Source organism: Paenibacillus sp. BIC5C1 (assembly GCF_032399705.1).
Taxonomy (GTDB): Bacteria; Bacillota; Bacilli; order Paenibacillales; family Paenibacillaceae; genus Paenibacillus; species Paenibacillus taichungensis_A.
Map to the genome: position 1 here is coordinate 4,941,589 of NZ_CP135922.1, position 17,665 is coordinate 4,959,253.

Sequence of the window (17,665 nt, forward strand, 5' to 3'; positions counted from 1 at the left end):
CTCTCCTTTCTGTAAGACGGCCCTTCTGGGCCGTCTTGAACTTGATTAGCCTACAGAAGCGATTGTAGGACGTTCGATAGTTCCATACGCATGAGCGTAACTTGGACCTTTAGCAACTGGTGCGCCATATTTCACACCGATGTATTGTTCAAGCAAATTGCTTGTTGTTCCAAGTTCGAACAGGAACATACCCTTTTCGCCAACATAGTGATACTCAATCATGGATTCGGTGACAATCGCGATACCGTAATCCGTATTGCCTGTATTAGTCTCGTTTGCTTTAGAAGGCATAAACGGCTCAGGGATGATTGGTAACAAGCCAGCCGCTGTCATGATAGTTGGAACCTCAAGACCAGCTACAACTGTCTTGCCAAACGGATCAGACATTTTTCCGCTTTCTACAGCCAAACGCACTTCTTCAGTCATGTGATAATGACCGATTGGGTGAATGTAAATCGCTGTCGGTAACACTTCATATTTCTCGCTTCCTACCATTGCCGCAACTTTAGCGCGAATAGCAGAAACAATTGATGCTCCAACACCTACTGTGAACGTATTTGTGATTTGACTTGGAATGCCCATGTATTGTCGAGTAGTAGGAACGGCCAAAGCAGTATCATTTCCTCGCCATAGCGCTTTACCATGTGTCAATGCAATTCCATTCAGCATGTCATCGAGATCCTTGGCTTTTAGTTCCGGGAAGTTATTTTGCTGTTGTCCGAGAGTGACATCGTAATGCCCGAAGTTAACCTGATTCGTCAAAGCCTTGATTTTCACACCATGAGGCGTGCGTTGATTGCTTGTTGGTGTAGCTGAAGGATTACGTGGGTCAATGAAATCCCCACCGTTTACCGTGTTTTGTTCATAGTAAGTCGAGATATCTCCCGTAGCCGGTACGTAATTGATTCGTCCATCCAGAACCGATTTCCGGCGAAGAATGTCCGTAATTTCTTTTTGATAATCATCAGTGATCAGGGCACCTGGTCCTTGGAATTGAGTTGCTGCTGCGATATCAACGAATTGAGCTTGCCCAACGCGACTGTTCATAAATTACACGCTCTCTTTCTCGGCAAATTGTGCTTTTGCCTGCATTTTAAGTTTGAATGATTCAGATGAAGAAAGGTTCAGAGCATCAACAGAGGCACAGAACGTTTTGTAATCAGTCTCAGCGTCGCTTACGGCAAGGTTAGTACCATATTTGGAGAGCAACGAAGTCGCACTGATTGTTTTTCTTTCTGGTTCTCCTGGAGGAGTGGCAGCAGCTTTCAACTCCTTGAGTTCCTTCTCCAACGCAGCCGTTTTGTCTTGAGCTGCTTTCAGATCAGCAGCGGCTTGTTCCTCTGCTGTCTTTTGTTCATCCTCTTCTTTCGATGCCTTCATGCTTGTAACTTCGGTTTTAATAGACCCGACCTCCGTCACAACACTTTGCACACTTGCTGTAATGGTCGTCATGCTGTCTTGCAACGCCTTCATTGCATCTTCCATCGCTTTTACTTGTTCCGGTGTCATATCGACATCCCCCTTGTTCTGTTTCGAATTACGAGCTGCAAAACTCGTTGTTTTATAAGCAGCGGCTTCGGCAAACAGAATAGCTGCTCCAGTACCGCAAAACTCCATAACATCCAATACGTCATCTGCATCAGTAGCATTTTGCACGGATGCTTCCATTTCAAGTGATGCTCCAAATTGATATTCACTCCAGCTATGCTCCGAAGCTAGCCCGTTATAGTAACGGATTGTAGCAACCACGTCTGGAAAGTCTTTGCCGTAGATATAGCCCTCAATCCAAGCGTATCCATCCATTGCACGGTAAGCCTTTTCGATTACCGCCACTTTAAAACGCGGGTCATGATCAGACATGCCGTTGATATAGTCAATGTTTAAGGCCATACCCACGAACGTATGTAAACATTGATCGCAAACACTGGATGAAATACGAATCTTTTTGCCTCCAGCTCCATGAGGCGAGCCATCACTTGGCTGGTCAACTGCAAACAACGCACACTTGAAAGGAACTTTATTGGGATGACTTCCTGCATCAGACATACTAAAGTCTTGAACACGCATGGTTTGCCTGCTCATTTTCAATGTTTTGAGCATTTAAATTCTCACCCCCTCCCACGGAATTGGAGTTCCCGTCTTTCCCACCGATTTCTTGGAGTAGGAACAGACCGCTGATAAGTCATCCTTACCAGCTTAGAAACGATCTTCGAAAGCATTTTCTCACCATCTCTCTGTGAAAATAAAAAAAACACCAGCTTATTTAAGAGGTGTTAAGGTTCATCTTCTTCAGTTATGTTTGGTGGAGGATCACTCGTTGTTTCTTTTATTTGCTGTTCGGCAACAACAGGATCATTCAGGTTAACTACAGTCGTCTTGCCTGGAACAAGCAATACTTCACCATGACCGTTAGGCAATGCTTTTTTAGCTTGTTCATCACGAACCTCATCCGGCGTTATGACTCGACGATCTAAATAGATTGCATCAATATCCGCCTTGAGTTTTCGATCTTTCAAAGAAGTCGCATAGTGGAATTTGAATTCAAGCACGCCACCCATACCAAAAATCCCGTCAATAATATGATTGTTGATATGCTCGACGATATTCTCTGCAATGGATTGGACGGTATCTTCAGTGTCTTCGTCCTCGCTATCGGCTGTGCTCCTATTAACATCCTTGGTCTGCCCAAGCTTTTTGGGCGAGATATCAAAGGAGATAGCCACGATTTCAATCAAGAAACGCTGCCATTCAAGGAACAAAGCTTTGTCATCAGTAGCTCCAAGATCATGAACACTTGGATTTTCCCCGCCAATAATCGGGTCAACACCTCTTCCCATGACCTCGTTTTCCCAATAAACACGAAATGCTTTCACAGCATTCTCATTTGCTTTTGTGCCCAGGTTAATTAACTTACGCCTCCCTGCACCAGCCGTTTGCCTCCCAGCAGAGCGATGAGCGGAAATAAAACTCTCCGCAGACTCCCACACAATTTCGAGTGGAGAAAGACCAAACGGAGTATTACTCCTCGGATTCATCCGAATATACATTAATTCAGAAGATTTCAGATGGATGTGTTGACCGTTCACTCTCTGTGCATACCTGTACGAAGTCGGTTTTCCATCCCATTCCGGGTACAAATCTACAGAGAACGTATCAACAGGATACATCCTGAATGGTCTGAGTGGATCTCCTGCCCGGATAACCTCGGATGAACCAGCACTACAAACAAGCATGTCTTCAACAAGCTGTTCAATGCAAGATCGAAACGTATCACCCGGGTTAGGCTTTAAGAGAGTTCGCTCAATGATTTTGCATATTTCGTGATACTTCTCAGACTCATTCTCATCAATGGTTGCTACCGACCAATTAAGCTTTGTAATCCCGTTCTTGATGACGTTAATTGCTCTTCTCGGGATTGGTGACTCCGATAGCTTTCGCAAGTTTGTTGGAGTACGTTTCGGCGCTGGCTGGTTATTACCTTTACGCATCATCACTCCGTACGGAAAAGGATAACTCTCTGTCATTCGGTCAGGCTCGTTTTTCGTCCTTCCTGCTTCAAGCCAATTAACAAACCATGATCTTACCCCCAATCGCCTACCTCCTTTCTGACAAAACAAAAAGAAGGCAGGAAATGTTTCCTTACCTTCTTTCTTTGGTCATATTTCTATGGATTTATAATATCATCACGTTATTGCGTTGTTACTACGGATTTTATTTTCTTAGGGCTCTTAACGACATCAAATAATCGTCACCATAAGGCGTTAGCATCCAGTATGTCGAGGTATCTTTCACACTTCTCTGTTTCGAGCTCATTGCAATTAATCTAAGAGCCCTCAACTGAATTTTAATAGTTTGAAAGTCAGTCGAATCAACACTTACTGTTGTATTTCTAACTAACCCCCTCTCTCTTATTTTTTTTCCATCTTCGTCTATAATAAGCCTAATCAAAGCTCTCGCCATCTCATCTTCAGTTGACTCATTCAACAATATAGGCCCGATATAATAAAATATTTCGTCCCAACTCACTTCTAATGTTCCGCGTAATCTGCTAATGCCGCTATTTTGGTTGTTCTTTGCGGGAAAAGTGTATCCCAGATCAAATTTATCATTTCCTTGGTGCAGGTTTTCTACTCCTATCGGCGGAGTTGTTCTAACCGTTTTCAATTCAGTTTGTAAATCATCTATCACAGTTTTTAACCTCAGTATCTCTTTGGCAGATTCACCATCTGACACTGAGTCCGCCCTTACCCAACCAACTGCTGGATTTGATTTTATTAGTTTCGTCAGACTCCTCGAAACTACAGAACCTAAATCCGAAGGAGTACTCCAAGTACGAACTAACTTTTCTTGAGTTAATTCCCTGAATTCTTTTAGCTTTTCTCTGCCTTCCTTTTCAAGCTCTGTTCGATTAACAGGCAGTTCATCAGGATTCTCATGAACGAAGGCAATGATTGGTTTTCCGGATTCCAAAGCATATCTATATTCCATCTCAGTATAACTAATTCCCTTAGGACCAATTGAACCGTATCTTCCCCCTAGAACAACAATGTAATAATCACTGTCATCTATAACACTTTTAATAAGTGTCCATTGATCATCATTGGTAGCGGGAAAAAGTTCCATACCCGAGGGGATGCAATCCAATTCTAGTAAGGCTTGCATGATTTCCTTTCTTTCTTCTTGCAAATCCCGATATGTTGAACTCACAAATACTTGATATCTTTTGTCCATAATTCCCTCCATGTGGAAAAATTAAGTATTTAGGCTTAAGTAGTATAACACCTTTTTTTCAACAATGGGTTACTCCATGATGATTACCCAAAAGCAAACCCAGATTCTGTTTGAATATTAGCAAAGGCCAAAACAAAAGCATCTGCTCTATCGGGAGATTGAAGTCCTCGCTTCTTCATGTCCTCTTTCTTTTCCAGATAAATTCTCCCGTTACTGCCCATTCTCCATTTACGGCTTGTTAATTGTGTTACCAATTTCTCATCTTCCGGCAGTTCAAGGACACCAGGAACCCCAAGAATATAATTGCTCATGTTCTCTTCTAACAAAGATTTAATGTGCCCCCACATTTCGGAACCAAGATTTCCATAATGTGCATCGTCTGCCGAAGATCCATTGTTTACCCCGACTATTGTGTAACCAAGATTCCTCTCATCATTGATTTCGTTGAGACGATCCGTCACAGCTCCACCTATACCACTGTCATCGACTCTAATTTCAACTTCGTCCACTTCTAGATGTTCAGACTTAATATCATCAACAATGCGTAAAACCCAACCAGTAGTCGTCATTGTATCCTGCTTGTGGTGGAAGTGACTCTTCGCTACCTTTCCACCAACCTGTCCGTAAATCGTCGTCTCATCATCACCGAAGCGAGCCACGTCAACACCAACAGTAAGTTTGTGCCCGTTTGATTCAATTCGAACTTCGTTCTTCGCAAACTCAGCAGCTTCCAATGCAATGAAGGTGTCCGACTCTCCCCGAGGGAATTCCCCTTCAACCCGGACGCGCCATACATCAGATCCTCTGCCATACTTCCGTTCAAGCATAGCTATGTTCTCTTTGCTTGTCCGAGGACTGTTCAGACAGGAAACTTTGTGCGTGTTGTAATCTGCTCGATCCCTGTTGTGAGAATCATAAAACACACCGCTGGTCCGAGTCGGGTTTCCACACATGAGCAACTTATTGAATTCGCCTGAGAGTGTACCCAAGATCGCTTCCATGATCCGATCCTCAACCCCGGAAGCTTCGTCCACTATGAACAACATGTAGTCTTCATGAAAACCCTGCATGTTTTCTGGCTTAGTTGCTGTCCGGGCTGTAGCAAACCATCGTTCCTCGTAATTTCGCATGTAAATCTTAGTCTTTGTCCATTTGAGTATTCGCTTGAGCAGAGGGCTCTTCTCTTGCCATTTACTTATCTCTGCCCATAAGACATCATGCAACTGCTGACGAGTCGGTGCTGTACAGATAACCTTCGGAAACGGGAAACACGATAGGAACCATAATGCCACCGCAGCCTCAAGACCTGTCTTCCCGACACCCTGTCCAGATCGCACGGACACTCGCGGACTTCTGGCTATGTCCATCAATACTTCCGCTTGCCACTCATCAGGAGTAAATTTCAGTAGCTCCACGCAAAAAAGAACCGGGTTCTTCCGGTACGCAGGAATACGTTTTTTGAATGCAGCAAAGCGGCGTTTCGTTTGCGGAGACTCTTTACTCACCAGTTTCCACCGCCTTCACCCAATCTTCAATCAGATCATCCTCGGTATCTCCATCACCATTCTTCAGTTTTTCAATCTCAAGGCGGGTTTTCTCGACTTTGGCCTGCATCTGATCCAGTTTTAATCGGCGTTCATCTTCCTGCGGTGCAATATCAAGGAATTGTTTAATGGCTCCTCTGATCTCACGCATGACCGTAGCTTCTGCTTTGATGAAACTAGCATACTTATCCCAAGCAAACTGTATCTCCCATTCGTATTCATCTCCATACTCACCTGGTTTCTCCCTTTTCAACTCTTTGGTCATATCCTCTTTGTCTTTGATGAAGAAGATACGCTGCGCCCAAATGATTTTACGGAATCCCTGGGTGATGTTATGCCAGATCATGTCTATAGGTTCCATTTGCTGAACAATATCTATGAGTTCTAGGTACTCAGGATCTTGTGGTTCGAACTTGCGGAACAAACCATGTGTTACAGCTTTCTGATTCCCTTGTGGCCCGCCCTTGCCTCCCCTATTTCCCTTAGCATTCTGATTTCCTCGCGGAGCGCCAGGTTTACTGTTAGCCATCTTCCCTTCCCATTGATCAAGCGACTTCCATTTTCGAACTGATTCAGGGGTAATGTCCAACTTTTCTGCAATCTCTTTCGGCTTCATCGCCCCGCCACTATCTTTCCAGATTTTGAACGCTTTCTTCCGATTCGGATTCTGTTTTCTGCTCACAAAATTATCACCACTTTCATGTAATTGAGTTGGAATTCCTATTTAAGGTCAGTAATAGTCAAACGTTACGAATCAAAATAAGCCTCCGGCTGAATCGCAGGCTACTGTTCTGTACTCATATCCACTAAATAATGTAAGCTGACTGAAACATAAAGGTAATAGTGTTTCACTCATTTCAGGCATAAAATATTGTGTTTCTTCATCTAATACCATGATATTTCTTTTCTGAGTGAACTAATCATTGTATTTTGTTTCACTAATTTCATCGCAACTTAAGTATTGCTCTGTCCATCATGTCCTGAGTTAACCCGATATAGTCCAATGTCTCTCTTGGATCGCTGTGTCCAAACATCTCCATTAGTAACGCTAAATTTTCTGGATCGTCCATATACAGACGGTATGCCCAGGTCTTTCGCAATGAGTGAACCCCTATATCTTTCAATCTGAATTCACGAGCTGCTTCACTCAGAAAACGATATGCAGTGGTCCGATCAATCGGCTGTTTCCGCATTCGACTTACTGTTTTAACTTGGCGGCTTGGAAATAGACAATCATTCGGGAACATGTCCGCAGTGTACTCATCGAGATCTGATCGAATACTCGGATGAATTATAAATGTTTTAGCATGCTTGTTCTTTTGCTCAACCATGCTTATGTGAGTTCCCTTGGTTTGCCACACCCTAAGACTCAGCAAGTCTGATACCCTCAGGCCGCTGTATATACCCATACAAAAGAATAAGTAATTGCGCATGCTTCGTATATAGAAGTATTCCTTCATTCCGTCTATAACACGTTCATCACGGATCGGCTGGACTTTCCTCATTTCATCACCTTCTCTGGATCATGGTCCTTCTTCCAACATCTCGGTATAATACATAGCTGATTCACTCCCGTCCACGTTCCCCATCCACACCCACGACATTGTTCCGGCTGCTTGTCCGATACCCTTGGAATAGCCGGTTCATTTCTGCTGAAATAGTTACCCTCCATACCCTTCCCTCCAATGCAAAAAGGCCGCTTTTCAGCGACCTGATGTTATAATTCTTTATGGAAAGAGTCTATCTTGAAATTACTGTTTACCCACTACTAATTTTTCAAAATAACTCAAACAACTTGTTAAACTTCTCGGTTCCAAAGTAATTATAGTTACCAGCTCCACCATTAATAATGATTATATACGGCTCATCTTTGAACTCACTCTCATGGCGCTCATCGACTTGAAGAAGAAAACCATCTTTGTGTAGTCCGAATTGGTTAAAATTATTCCCTGTTTCCACAGAATAATAAGTACTCTTATTAGGATTGCTTTTAACGAGATTGTATATAATTTTCTTCAAGCCTATGTCAGAGAAATGTTCACCATCACCAGTAACTAATTTGAATGTTTCGTAAATTTTACCCATTTTTCCACCTCCTTTATTTTTATATCGGTATGAAGCTGTTACAATTTAATCCTATTCTTAAAACGCAATACTTCTAAGTGCTATCTCGCCATCTTTGTTTCTACCCCGACCATAATCAATCGTAACAAAGTCCAAAGTCCTGTTGAATTTAAGGCTGTTAGCAATGCCTGCTATTGCCCTGCGCCGTTTATCTGCAAATGTAGTTGCTGCAATACCAGGAACGTCCTTACGATATCCTTTCTCCATGTAAACTTGGGCCTTCAAATACTTCTTACCTTCCAAGAATAGCAATCTGGCTGCTACACTCTCATGAGGATCTTTAATGTTGTTTATGGCGAAACGAATGTTATTGGTTATGAATACGTAAAGCTTGTAGTTATCATGACGCTTGTCTTTCATAATGACCGAATTAGCTGTAACGTCTGCTGTCAGCTCATGACCTGATTCTCGCTTGGCAACCGAACCCTCAGCAGACAATAATTCGTATGCCGACATTCCATTTTCGATTTGTTTAAGTGCATATTCATAATTTTGTATGATGTCAATCATATCTACATATTTCCCAAGTAGCCATTTAGTTTTACGGATATCTTCTTTATCCACATCCGAAAAAAAATTTAACTGGATAATTTTATTTGTATCATCAATGTCTTCCTGCTTAGGCGTGATAACTACTACCTCTTCTTTGCTCATGCCGTTCCCTCCCGGATCTCCCGCTTACATTTTTCTCTCATCAATTCCAAGCACCTATCTTCGAACCACTCAAGTTCCCTCTTGACCTGATCCCGGTCGGAAGCAATCTTAGCATTGATTTCAGTCAGCTCTTTCATTGCTTGATCACGTTCGTTTATAGCTTCAATCAAATCCTCTGGAGCTACGCCTTCCCATTCACTTATCAAACCAGCCACTCGGTTGTTCATTCCACCACCAACTTCCCTAATTCCTTGATTTCTGCTTTGGTTTTCGCTTTGGTGAACCCATTGAGATAAGCGACCTTTTTCATGGCATGTTTAGACTCCACTTTGACTGTTTTCTTTTCCGCAGGCGACATATCATGACTCACAAAGTCGTACCATCTCCGTTGTGCTTTCAACCCTTCGATTAAGCTCGACTGGATTGCAATCGCATCATCATACGTTAAACCGAATTTTCTCATTCTGTATCCGCTCCTTCCTCAACCAATTCGAAACAATCGTCCAGTTCAAGTGTCCCGTTCATATCCAAGCACCCTACGTATACTTCTCTTCCCTGGCTATCTGTCGAATAATATTCTTCTGACTCCTTGTGCAAATCTGCTACCAGTTCCTCACCGTAATTGACTGCACACACCAATCTACCATTGCCAAGGTTGAATTCCTCAAATGAATCGGTGCATCTCACCTTAATCTGTTTCATTGTTCCGCTCCTTCCTTGGGAGCCAACCACTCAGGGTTGTTGTAGATGTTCCCGATTATTTCAGCGTCCGTCACGTCATATCCCGTCCATCCACCATTGCCTGCGTTTGCTTTGTACAAACTCACCGGTACCGCCTTAAACCGCGATTGTTTGGTGTCATAACAGATAATCCGAACCTCTACGTCATTTTCTTGAATGTCTCCTTCGAATATCGGATACCCGAATCTATCTTCCCGTCCTAATGGTTGCATGAATTCAAAATCACTCATTCGAAGTTTGTGATACCCTCTGCCATCCATCGGCAGATAAACGCCGACTACCTTCGTTTCATAAATAATGCTTTCAATCGTTTCTGGCGGTAACATAAGACCTAAAGGTTTGTACCACGCACGCGGTGCTTTTGGTTGCATCTTGTATATCCTCCTATTTGGGGAGACCAGAAACCCTTATCCGGCCTCGCTTCGCTTAGTATTTCGGTCGATTTCGATGGCCTTCGGCCTTATGCATCCGTACTGCGTATCAACCGTAACCTACCTGTTCGCCATCAATAAATCTCTGCAAATCATCAAAAAATTGTTCTGATGATTGGAACTCGTTATTTCCGATCCTTACGGCAATAGCGTCTGCAAACTCATTATCCGCAGTGTCGATCCCCTGGGCATTCATCCAATCATATAGCGCCGACAAAAGCTGATGCTCTCTGTCCTTCACTTTCATGTATTGCTCAAAGGTGTTGATAATTCGCTTAGTAACTTTCATCCGTCTATTCCTCCTATGAATGTTATAAGTCCAGTACAGCCAATAAAGCTGCCTTACATATTGCTTCAGATACGTTTTTACTGGTATAAACCTTCCGGCCGATATACACATCCACTTCACAAGCTGTGTTGCGCATATTCATCTCCCATGCCCATTCCTTTTGCGCGGTCTTTATTACTTCCCATGCTGCGGACATGTCCGTGCTGTATCTTTTCGGGCAACCTTCGAATTTTGGCCCCAGTTTGATCCAACCGTCTTTGAATTCACCCGCTTCATATCCCATCACTTCAATGGCTACAATCAGATCCAGATTATTTCCGGGCTTTAGTGCCAACACTTGCTCCCGGGTCAACGCTGTTTGTGTCACGTTATATCCTCCTTAGTAGGGAGAGGCCCAAAGGACCCGACCCCTGAAATTCAATCTTGTTTACGCCGGATCTTCCTCAGCCGATTGTGGCAAGCAATGGTTATATATTTCGATCACTTCCCACGGCCACGAACCTTTCACGGTTACTTTTAGATTGCCGTTCACTTCGATAAATGTGATTTCAATCTCCCCGTTCGTCTCATCATCAAACAAGAACTTAAAGCCTCCGCCGATTGAAACGAACTCTCCATCAGAGAAACCATATCGCTTTTGGATGTTTGCTTTAACCGATTCAATAATTGCATCCCGTTTTTCGATGTTGTACCAGAGCGTCAATTTGTTTTCCACTTCAATCTCCCCTTGTTCTTCGAATTTAAGTTGGTGTTCCTTGTATCCTTCGTTGGAGAGAGTAACCTCTACCGTCCGTTGGTTCCCCTCTCCTTCCTGACCCAAAACTTTCTCTAAAGCCAGTAACATCGTTTCCAAGTCTTCTAAATCCGCTGAATAATCCGACTCTTTATAAACCCGAGTGTCCAATTTATCCAAGAATCCATAATCTATCGTCCATCCTCCTTCTCCATCCGGTTGCCGTGGGAACTTGATCTTACGTGCCTCTTCAAGCTCCTGCTGTAACTTGTGTGCTGCCTCCTGTGCTGCATCTCGTTCTGCTGCGTATCTTCGTGAATAATACTCATGCAGTTCGGTGAGGGCAGAGGTTGTATCGTCATCAAGTAAAGTAGTCATATGCTTAGTTTCTTGTTGTGCCTCTTCAAGCTCCTTGCGGAGCCGGTCTGACTTTTCTTCTGCGGCGTCATAGCATTTTTCCCATTGTTTACGGTTCTGCTTCGCGATATCTCGATCCAATAAGACTTCTTCCAACGTTTCCAGCAGATAAGCGATATATTCAGGAGCCTTGGCGATCAGGTTTGCATCATTATCACGAATGTACACAAACTCTCCACCTAACCCGCATGCGTGACCCACGATGTTATCAGGGGCTTTCAACTGAGGATGGTCATACGCCGTTCCAATCAACGTTTCCTCGCACTTGCCCACGGTAGTCTTGTAAATCGCCCACGGCCCCGGTGTGGCTGCTGCCAACGCTTGTTTGATTTCTTCCTGCTTACTCATGACCGTTTTCGGTTTACTCAGAATGTTTTTGATAGGCAACTCGCCCTTTTGAAATAAACGTTCACTCATGACTGTTCTTCCTCCCCTAATCCATTTGGCGATACGCAAGCACTTGGTAACCTCTTCGTTCCATCTCTGCTACAAACAAAGTGACTGACCTCTCCCTTACATTTGCTTGTGCACCATTGACCGTAATCATGTATCCCTCACCGATCCAACGCCGCTTTGATTGCTTCTAAAACCTTCACTTCACGCGCTCGCGGCAGTATCAGGAACACTTTATCCAGATTCGCTGTGCCGCCATCCTTCGTTCCCGCTACGGCTTCTGTAACTGCCTTTTGCGCTTGTTTTAGATCGTCCGTTAGTTTTGTGTAGTTCATGTATATCCCTCCTTGGTTAGAGGCCGGAGCCTCACCATATTGATGTGCTAATGAGTGTCGGAAACTTCTCAGTCTGATTCAAAACGTCCATGATTGATAGATAGGTTTTTGACCCTTCTTCGCTCAAAATGAATTTACGCCGCAACTCTTCTTGATCTGTAATCACCGTTACTTCCACGTCTTCAATATCCTCCATGCCCCAATCGTCAATCATGAACTGCAAGGCTTGTTCGTCATCGGCTGCCGCCACGCGGAATGTTTCTGAGCCATCCTCGATCAGCCAAACCGGGACCGCAGGCACAACTTGTAATTGCACCTTGCCGGACGGTGTGACAATGTTACCTCCGCAATGACACTTCACAGTTTTGTCCGTGGCATTCTGGTCATAATTAACTTCGCTTGCATCATGTTCTGCCCCACATCCCCAGCAATAATTGATGAGTTTCAGGTTTCGCATATCCATGTGTTATCTCTCCTTTGGTGGGCCTAGCCCTCATTGTGTGGTGGGAAGGGAGGGTATTCCCTTCCTCTGTTATGGGGTGCTAACCTAAATATCGTTTAACAGCTTGACCAACCCATCTGCCCATTGGGACAGCTACTGCGTTGCCGATCTGCCTGTATGCATCGTTGTCCGATCCAGCAAACTGGAACCAATCCGGGAAGCCTTGCAACCGCGCATACTCTCGCACCGAATACGGTCGGATGGACTTTCCATCATTGACCAACCGTGTGGACCTGTCCTTGGCGTAATGAGCCACACACGTTGGCGCCTTGCCGTCCAAACTAGTGATGATAGGCAAATCTCTGTACTCTCCGTTCAATCGCTTCTGGACGTAATCTGGAGCGTACACCTCAGCGCCTACGTCAACAATGTCCCTCATGCTAACCGGGTTTGATTCAGGGTATGGAAGGTCATGTATCGGTCGTTTTGTTCCAATCACGATCAACCGTTTGCGTTCTTGTGGCAGCCACATGTTTGCGTTAACCGGGCATTCCACGCGAACGTAATAGTTCGGGAGCCGTGTCAGACACTCCATTACAACCTGAAACTTCTTCATACCAGGAACATTCTCGACTACGTATACCTCCGGCTGAGCCAGTGCTACGTGCCGGAAGAAGTGGAGGAACAAATCGTCTCCGGTCCGGGTCCCATGAATATCTGCAATGGCGCTGTATTTGGTGCACGGGAATGTCCCGATATATACGTCCGCGTCCTGTTGGTCCAAGACGGTGATTTTGGTAATGTCTGATTCATTAACGTTATGGTTGAAGTTCTGCCGCAGCGTGTCGCAGGCCATTTTGTCGATCTCGAATGATTCAATGACGTTTATTCCCGCCTCCATCATCCCGAGGTCCATGCCGCCTGCGCCGCTGAAATAACTCTTGGCTGTGATCATGTGTGTCTTGTCTCCCTTCCTCTGTTATCCGGGGAAACTAAACCCCAAATAACATTACAAATTCGTTGTTATATGAATTATTTACATATTAATCATCGAAGTGTCCGTATCCAAACGGGACCTGATGCTTCTCTTCAACTCTTACGATATCGTTGATTAACGATTCAAAAATAGAGATCTGTTTATCATCCATCATTTCAATAAGCCGGACCTCTTTTGCTTTCAACGAACGTCCTGCCGCAGAAGAAATAAGTTCTTTAACCGGGTTCAAAGATTGTTGGCGATTCTGTTTCTCCTGCTCCGCTTTCTGCAACGCATCTTGCTTCCGGTTATACTCGTCCCAATCTTGTTCGTCGAACCAAAAGCGGTCTCCATATTTATCACGGAAGGCGGAAATCCAAAATTGGAGTAATTCTTCGTTGGTTTGAATCCGATCATGACAGGGCCAGCAAAGCCTTAGGCCGTTGGTTTTAACTCCCCGTCCTTTTCTGCCTCGCGGATATACATGGTGAGTAGTTGTCCCTTCCGCAATCTTGCAGCATTCACAAATTCCGTTTGATTCTTCGATAAGTTCAGCTACGACTTCTTTCGGAAAATCGCCGCGCTCCTTCGAGCCTGGTCTGGATTGGTGATGGGCTAAAATGTCCTTCTTCCATTCCGGTACAGGCTTTTTGTCTTTCTTACTTCGCCCGAAGCTGCTCACTTTCTTTTCTTTCACTTTTTTCTCCGGTTTCCAGAATGTCTGATGGGCCATTTCCTCATCCACCTTTCCTTCCTATTCCCTGTGCTTATGCTTATATTTTGAACCTATTTCACTGCTATTCCACTACGGATTTTATAGGCTCCAATAACCCAACCTGTTCCAGAACAGCATAGTGCGCTTGTCTCTCCTCAGCGGTTGCTTGGACTCCGTTTACCGAATAACCGACATAAAAAGCAATAGCTTGCTGCACTTCGGTAGGCTGTTCATCAAAGTTGTTTAAATCTACAGTACTCACATCAAAACCTCCCTTACAATGCCGACAATCGACTATATTTTTCATCGAATTTTGATTTAATATCAGAAGGTAAATCACTGACAACTTCATCCCACACATTCAACAAATCTTTGTTATAAGAACTGGCCTGTCTAATCTGTGCATACCTTTCAGATAAGGCTGCGGAGAATTCATCTTTTTCAGCTTCAGTCACAGAGCATACCTCCCAATTGACTATTAAGTTCCAGTACAATGTTGATCGTTCCAGTAAACTGTTTCTTTGTTGAGGTCAGGAAATGTTTCCTTTGCCTCTTAGTGGTGCCAACCTCACTGGACGTATCCAGTGAACGCTCTGAGCCTAATGGCCTGTTTTCGTTCGCTCAGACGAACTTTCAACTCTCTAATCCAGATGGTAAGTAAAGTGAGGTCGTATTCAAATTCCCAATACCCATCGGTCCAGTAAGGTGTTTCTTTGTAAGTTCTTCTCAAAATGATTCAACCTCCAATATATTATCCGTTATCGTATTTCGTATATTTGTTGTTTATATAAGCATATACGATATCGTATATTCAGTCAATTCATCTTGCTAATAAATATTCGTTATCGTATAATTCCTTTGAAAGGGTGACTACAATGATTAACGTGAAACCAAATTTAATGCCTCTTTTAAAAGAGAAGGGGATTACTCAACAGCAATTATCAGAAATGACCGGTATCCCTCAGGGATCATTAAGTCGATTTGATAAGAATACCCGACATGAGTCTGCTCACTTGTTTAGTATCGCGAGAGCATTGGGTATAGGTGTAGAAGATTTGTTTAAAGTGCAGGAGCAAGAGGAAGATTAAACCTCTGTGCTCCTTTTTAATTTTTCATTCAGACAGGATTCTTAACTTCTGGAAGCTCCATCGTATCTCCAACAAACCTAAACTCCGTTTGATTGGGATCGTGTGTCGGACCCCAATGACCGTTTTCTTGCAAAATTCGAACGATGTCTGTTGCATACTCTTCGTCCGTGTTAACAACCAGGTAAGTGTTCAACGCAGCTTTCCCCTCCAGAAGGCGCAGCTGCTGAATCTTCCACAGGAGACTAGAAAGTTCGCTTTTGTCCAGTTCGTTAAGATGCTTTTCGATATCCTCATTTTTGATTACGGTGAATTTGATTTGCATTTTGCTTTCTCCCTTCATCTGCTCGTTTTTTAAGTGCATTCGTTGCTCGTTTACGTGCTGCTTTTTCTTTCTTGTATTGCGCAAGCGGTATAAATTCCCCACGTTTTTTAATGAGTATATCAATGGGTAAAGTCGGATATTTTGCTTGGAACAGTTTCAGTTTTACTCGGAAGGTGGATGTCTCCACTCCCTTGATGTCTACCACACGCCGGCTACCATCCAACTCAGTTACCATAAAATCAGCAATGTATGTGATCTTCGGTTTCTCTTGTAGAACAAATTTAGGATGACATTCAAAGTCCTTGATTTCCCCATACTTCCGCTGTTGGAGGAGAAACTGGTAATACTCCCCCTCCGCTACACTGTCAAAACGTTTGCCAGTTACATCAAGTTCATGCTTTTTGACAATCCATTCTGTAAATAGGGTTCCGTCTTCAGTGACGATTACTTTCGTTGCATTGTATTTGTTCATTATACTTCTTCCGTCCTATAAGGAAGTACCATATGGAGTGATCTCTCGTCACTTTCATCCAATATATAAATCGGCTTCAACTTACCAGGGAAAATCAGTGTCACTTTATCTCCTTCTAATGCTTTGATAGCATCTATGAAGTACTTGGAATTCAGAGCAACGGCGAAATTTTCACCTTTAAATGACAATGGAACCAAACTCTCATTTGCCTTTCCAGATTCTTTTCCTTTGCCACGAATGCTCACTTCATTCTCTGTAATGCTGATGATGATCTGGTTATGCTTATCTTCCTTGGCAAGTGTGTAAATGAGATCAAGGCAACTCATTAATTCTCTTTTTTCGACGCTTACTTCCGTAACACCATCTGGCACGATTGACATCCGGCCTACATCCGGGAACGATCCTTCCAACACTCTGGAGTAAAAAGTGAATCGGTCTGTTCTCGCAAATACGTGTACTACTTCGCCGGTGAAAGATTTCGAAAATCCGAATTCAAGATTGTCTTTATCCAAGATGATCTTTTGCAACTCACCCAATGCCTTAGCCTCAATGACAGCTCCACCCAAGTTACCTACTTCTGTGTGCTGATCCGCTTTTGCAAGTCTGTGCCGGTCTGTCGCTTCAATGCCAAATACTCCGTCATTGATGTACACATGTGCTCCAGCTAGAATTGCCGCATTCTTGCCGGTTGGATCAGCAGCATAGGTTGCTTTTCTGAAAAGCCGTTTAAGTTCTCTGCCTGTAGTCTCAAATAACTCGCTGTCATCAATGTCAGGCACCCTTGGAAACTCTTCTGGATCAAATACACCCATGTCAATTTCCTTCTTCCTAGATATGATAATCGCGTTGTTACCTTTTTTCTCAATGCTCACATCACCATTAAGTTTCTTGATTACTTCAAGGGATAGCTTAGGGAGTGCGATCTGACCAGGCGATTCAACTTGAACGTGTTCACTGAAAATGTATGACTGTATCGTTGTACGTGTATCCGTTCCAGTGACCTTAACACCTTCTGTACCAGCCTCGATTAAGAAGCAATCCAGAATAGGCATAATGTTCTTGCTTGCAATGGCCTTGCTTGCATCTTCCAAGGCTTCTGCCAGTAGTTCGCTATCAACGACTATTTTCATAAGGTCGATTCACCTCCAACGGTTTTTTCTTTGCGTTGGGATTGCACTCCGGGCAAGGTCCCAGCACCATCATTGCACCAATAAACTGATATTTCACTGTTGCGCCACCACAAGTTTTGCACATTCTA

The 17,665-nt window shown here is 43.7% G+C and carries 28 protein-coding genes; 1 reads left to right on the forward strand and 27 read right to left on the reverse strand.

What is annotated here, in order from left to right:
- Nucleotides 1-45: 45 nt before the first annotated feature.
- The 23 genes from RS891_RS22050 to RS891_RS22160 all read right to left on the reverse strand — a co-directional run bounded on the left by RS891_RS22050 (nucleotide 46) and on the right by RS891_RS22160 (nucleotide 15,255).
- A complete protein-coding gene (locus RS891_RS22050) occupies nucleotides 46-1,047 on the reverse strand; it encodes a hypothetical protein (protein ID WP_315793198.1) in 1,002 nt (333 codons plus the stop codon).
- A 3-nt stretch (nucleotides 1,048-1,050) separates the two neighbouring features.
- Entirely contained in the window at nucleotides 1,051-2,100 is a 1,050-nt protein-coding gene (locus tag RS891_RS22055) for a 3-oxoacyl-ACP reductase (RefSeq protein ID WP_315793199.1), read from the reverse strand.
- 173 nt (nucleotides 2,101-2,273) lie between these two features.
- Nucleotides 2,274-3,590 (reverse strand): phage portal protein, encoded by a 1,317-nt coding sequence (locus RS891_RS22060; RefSeq protein WP_315793200.1) that lies wholly within the window; start codon nucleotides 3,588-3,590, stop codon nucleotides 2,274-2,276.
- Nucleotides 3,591-3,711: 121 nt separating this feature from the next.
- Nucleotides 3,712-4,731 carry a DUF4062 domain-containing protein gene (locus RS891_RS22065; RefSeq protein WP_315793202.1) on the reverse strand — a complete coding sequence of 340 codons (1,020 nt, stop codon included), beginning with the start codon at nucleotides 4,729-4,731 and terminating at the stop codon, nucleotides 3,712-3,714.
- 83 nt (nucleotides 4,732-4,814) lie between these two features.
- The gene (locus RS891_RS22070) at nucleotides 4,815-6,239 is read right to left on the reverse strand and encodes a DEAD/DEAH box helicase family protein (RefSeq protein ID WP_397386968.1); all 1,425 of its coding nucleotides are present in this window, start codon (nucleotides 6,237-6,239) and stop codon (nucleotides 4,815-4,817) included.
- Nucleotides 6,229-6,957 carry a phage terminase small subunit gene (gene terS, locus RS891_RS22075; RefSeq protein ID WP_315793203.1) on the reverse strand — a complete coding sequence of 243 codons (729 nt, stop codon included), beginning with the start codon at nucleotides 6,955-6,957 and terminating at the stop codon, nucleotides 6,229-6,231. Before terS ends, RS891_RS22070 begins: the two co-directional genes overlap by 11 nt.
- Nucleotides 6,958-7,219: 262 nt before the next feature.
- Complete coding sequence (locus tag RS891_RS22080) at nucleotides 7,220-7,780, reverse strand: tyrosine-type recombinase/integrase (protein ID WP_315793204.1); 561 nt, start codon at nucleotides 7,778-7,780, stop codon at nucleotides 7,220-7,222.
- Nucleotides 7,781-8,051: 271 nt separating this feature from the next.
- The gene (locus RS891_RS22085) at nucleotides 8,052-8,360 is read right to left on the reverse strand and encodes a hypothetical protein (protein WP_315793205.1); all 309 of its coding nucleotides are present in this window, start codon (nucleotides 8,358-8,360) and stop codon (nucleotides 8,052-8,054) included.
- Nucleotides 8,361-8,417: 57 nt separating this feature from the next.
- Nucleotides 8,418-9,053, reverse strand: coding sequence for a hypothetical protein (locus RS891_RS22090; protein ID WP_315793206.1), 636 nt, complete (start codon nucleotides 9,051-9,053; stop codon nucleotides 8,418-8,420).
- On the reverse strand, nucleotides 9,050-9,280 hold the full coding sequence (locus RS891_RS22095) for a hypothetical protein (protein ID WP_315793207.1): 231 nt from the start codon (nucleotides 9,278-9,280) through the stop codon (nucleotides 9,050-9,052). The genes RS891_RS22090 and RS891_RS22095 overlap by 4 nt, the downstream gene beginning before the upstream one ends.
- Complete coding sequence (locus RS891_RS22100) at nucleotides 9,277-9,516, reverse strand: hypothetical protein (protein WP_315793208.1); 240 nt, start codon at nucleotides 9,514-9,516, stop codon at nucleotides 9,277-9,279. The genes RS891_RS22095 and RS891_RS22100 overlap by 4 nt, the downstream gene beginning before the upstream one ends.
- Complete coding sequence (locus RS891_RS22105; protein ID WP_315793209.1) at nucleotides 9,513-9,755, reverse strand: hypothetical protein; 243 nt, start codon at nucleotides 9,753-9,755, stop codon at nucleotides 9,513-9,515. Before RS891_RS22105 ends, RS891_RS22100 begins: the two co-directional genes overlap by 4 nt.
- A complete protein-coding gene (locus RS891_RS22110) occupies nucleotides 9,752-10,165 on the reverse strand; it encodes a YopX family protein (protein WP_315793210.1) in 414 nt (137 codons plus the stop codon). Before RS891_RS22110 ends, RS891_RS22105 begins: the two co-directional genes overlap by 4 nt.
- Before the next feature lie 109 nt (nucleotides 10,166-10,274).
- Nucleotides 10,275-10,514, reverse strand: a complete 240-nt coding sequence (locus RS891_RS22115; protein ID WP_315793211.1) for a hypothetical protein — start codon at nucleotides 10,512-10,514, stop codon at nucleotides 10,275-10,277.
- 22 nt (nucleotides 10,515-10,536) lie between these two features.
- Nucleotides 10,537-10,881 (reverse strand): BC1872 family protein, encoded by a 345-nt coding sequence (locus RS891_RS22120; protein WP_315793212.1) that lies wholly within the window; start codon nucleotides 10,879-10,881, stop codon nucleotides 10,537-10,539.
- Between the two features lie 60 nt (nucleotides 10,882-10,941).
- The gene (locus tag RS891_RS22125; RefSeq protein WP_315793213.1) at nucleotides 10,942-12,081 is read right to left on the reverse strand and encodes a hypothetical protein; all 1,140 of its coding nucleotides are present in this window, start codon (nucleotides 12,079-12,081) and stop codon (nucleotides 10,942-10,944) included.
- Between the two features lie 137 nt (nucleotides 12,082-12,218).
- Nucleotides 12,219-12,392: a hypothetical protein gene (locus RS891_RS22130; protein WP_315793214.1), complete on the reverse strand. Its 174-nt coding sequence runs from the start codon at nucleotides 12,390-12,392 to the stop codon at nucleotides 12,219-12,221.
- A 31-nt stretch (nucleotides 12,393-12,423) separates the two neighbouring features.
- Nucleotides 12,424-12,855, reverse strand: a complete 432-nt coding sequence (locus RS891_RS22135; protein WP_315793215.1) for a hypothetical protein — start codon at nucleotides 12,853-12,855, stop codon at nucleotides 12,424-12,426.
- A gap of 79 nt (nucleotides 12,856-12,934) precedes the next feature.
- Nucleotides 12,935-13,789, reverse strand: coding sequence for a DNA cytosine methyltransferase (locus RS891_RS22140; RefSeq protein WP_315793216.1), 855 nt, complete (start codon nucleotides 13,787-13,789; stop codon nucleotides 12,935-12,937).
- A gap of 88 nt (nucleotides 13,790-13,877) precedes the next feature.
- Nucleotides 13,878-14,543: an HNH endonuclease gene (locus tag RS891_RS22145; RefSeq protein ID WP_315793217.1), complete on the reverse strand. Its 666-nt coding sequence runs from the start codon at nucleotides 14,541-14,543 to the stop codon at nucleotides 13,878-13,880.
- 64 nt (nucleotides 14,544-14,607) lie between these two features.
- Entirely contained in the window at nucleotides 14,608-14,787 is a 180-nt protein-coding gene (locus RS891_RS22150) for a hypothetical protein (protein WP_315793218.1), read from the reverse strand.
- Between the two features lie 13 nt (nucleotides 14,788-14,800).
- Nucleotides 14,801-14,980: a hypothetical protein gene (locus RS891_RS22155; RefSeq protein ID WP_315793219.1), complete on the reverse strand. Its 180-nt coding sequence runs from the start codon at nucleotides 14,978-14,980 to the stop codon at nucleotides 14,801-14,803.
- Between the two features lie 113 nt (nucleotides 14,981-15,093).
- Nucleotides 15,094-15,255 carry a hypothetical protein gene (locus tag RS891_RS22160; protein ID WP_193748451.1) on the reverse strand — a complete coding sequence of 54 codons (162 nt, stop codon included), beginning with the start codon at nucleotides 15,253-15,255 and terminating at the stop codon, nucleotides 15,094-15,096.
- A 145-nt stretch (nucleotides 15,256-15,400) separates the two neighbouring features.
- Here RS891_RS22160 and RS891_RS22165 point away from each other — a divergent pair, with 145 nt between their 5' ends.
- Nucleotides 15,401-15,613: a helix-turn-helix domain-containing protein gene (locus RS891_RS22165; protein ID WP_315793220.1), complete on the forward strand. Its 213-nt coding sequence runs from the start codon at nucleotides 15,401-15,403 to the stop codon at nucleotides 15,611-15,613.
- Nucleotides 15,614-15,641: 28 nt separating this feature from the next.
- Here RS891_RS22165 and RS891_RS22170 read toward each other — a convergent pair whose 3' ends face one another.
- The 4 genes from RS891_RS22170 to RS891_RS22185 are packed head-to-tail and all read right to left on the reverse strand — an operon-like array spanning nucleotide 15,642 to nucleotide 17,661.
- On the reverse strand, nucleotides 15,642-15,935 hold the full coding sequence (locus tag RS891_RS22170) for a hypothetical protein (protein ID WP_315793221.1): 294 nt from the start codon (nucleotides 15,933-15,935) through the stop codon (nucleotides 15,642-15,644).
- Nucleotides 15,904-16,407, reverse strand: coding sequence for a DUF1064 domain-containing protein (locus RS891_RS22175; protein ID WP_315793222.1), 504 nt, complete (start codon nucleotides 16,405-16,407; stop codon nucleotides 15,904-15,906). Before RS891_RS22175 ends, RS891_RS22170 begins: the two co-directional genes overlap by 32 nt.
- Nucleotides 16,407-17,537, reverse strand: a complete 1,131-nt coding sequence (dnaN, locus tag RS891_RS22180; RefSeq protein ID WP_315793223.1) for a DNA polymerase III subunit beta — start codon at nucleotides 17,535-17,537, stop codon at nucleotides 16,407-16,409. Before dnaN ends, RS891_RS22175 begins: the two co-directional genes overlap by 1 nt.
- On the reverse strand, nucleotides 17,521-17,661 hold the full coding sequence (locus RS891_RS22185) for a hypothetical protein (RefSeq protein ID WP_315793224.1): 141 nt from the start codon (nucleotides 17,659-17,661) through the stop codon (nucleotides 17,521-17,523). Before RS891_RS22185 ends, dnaN begins: the two co-directional genes overlap by 17 nt.
- Between the last annotated feature and the right edge of the window lie 4 nt (nucleotides 17,662-17,665).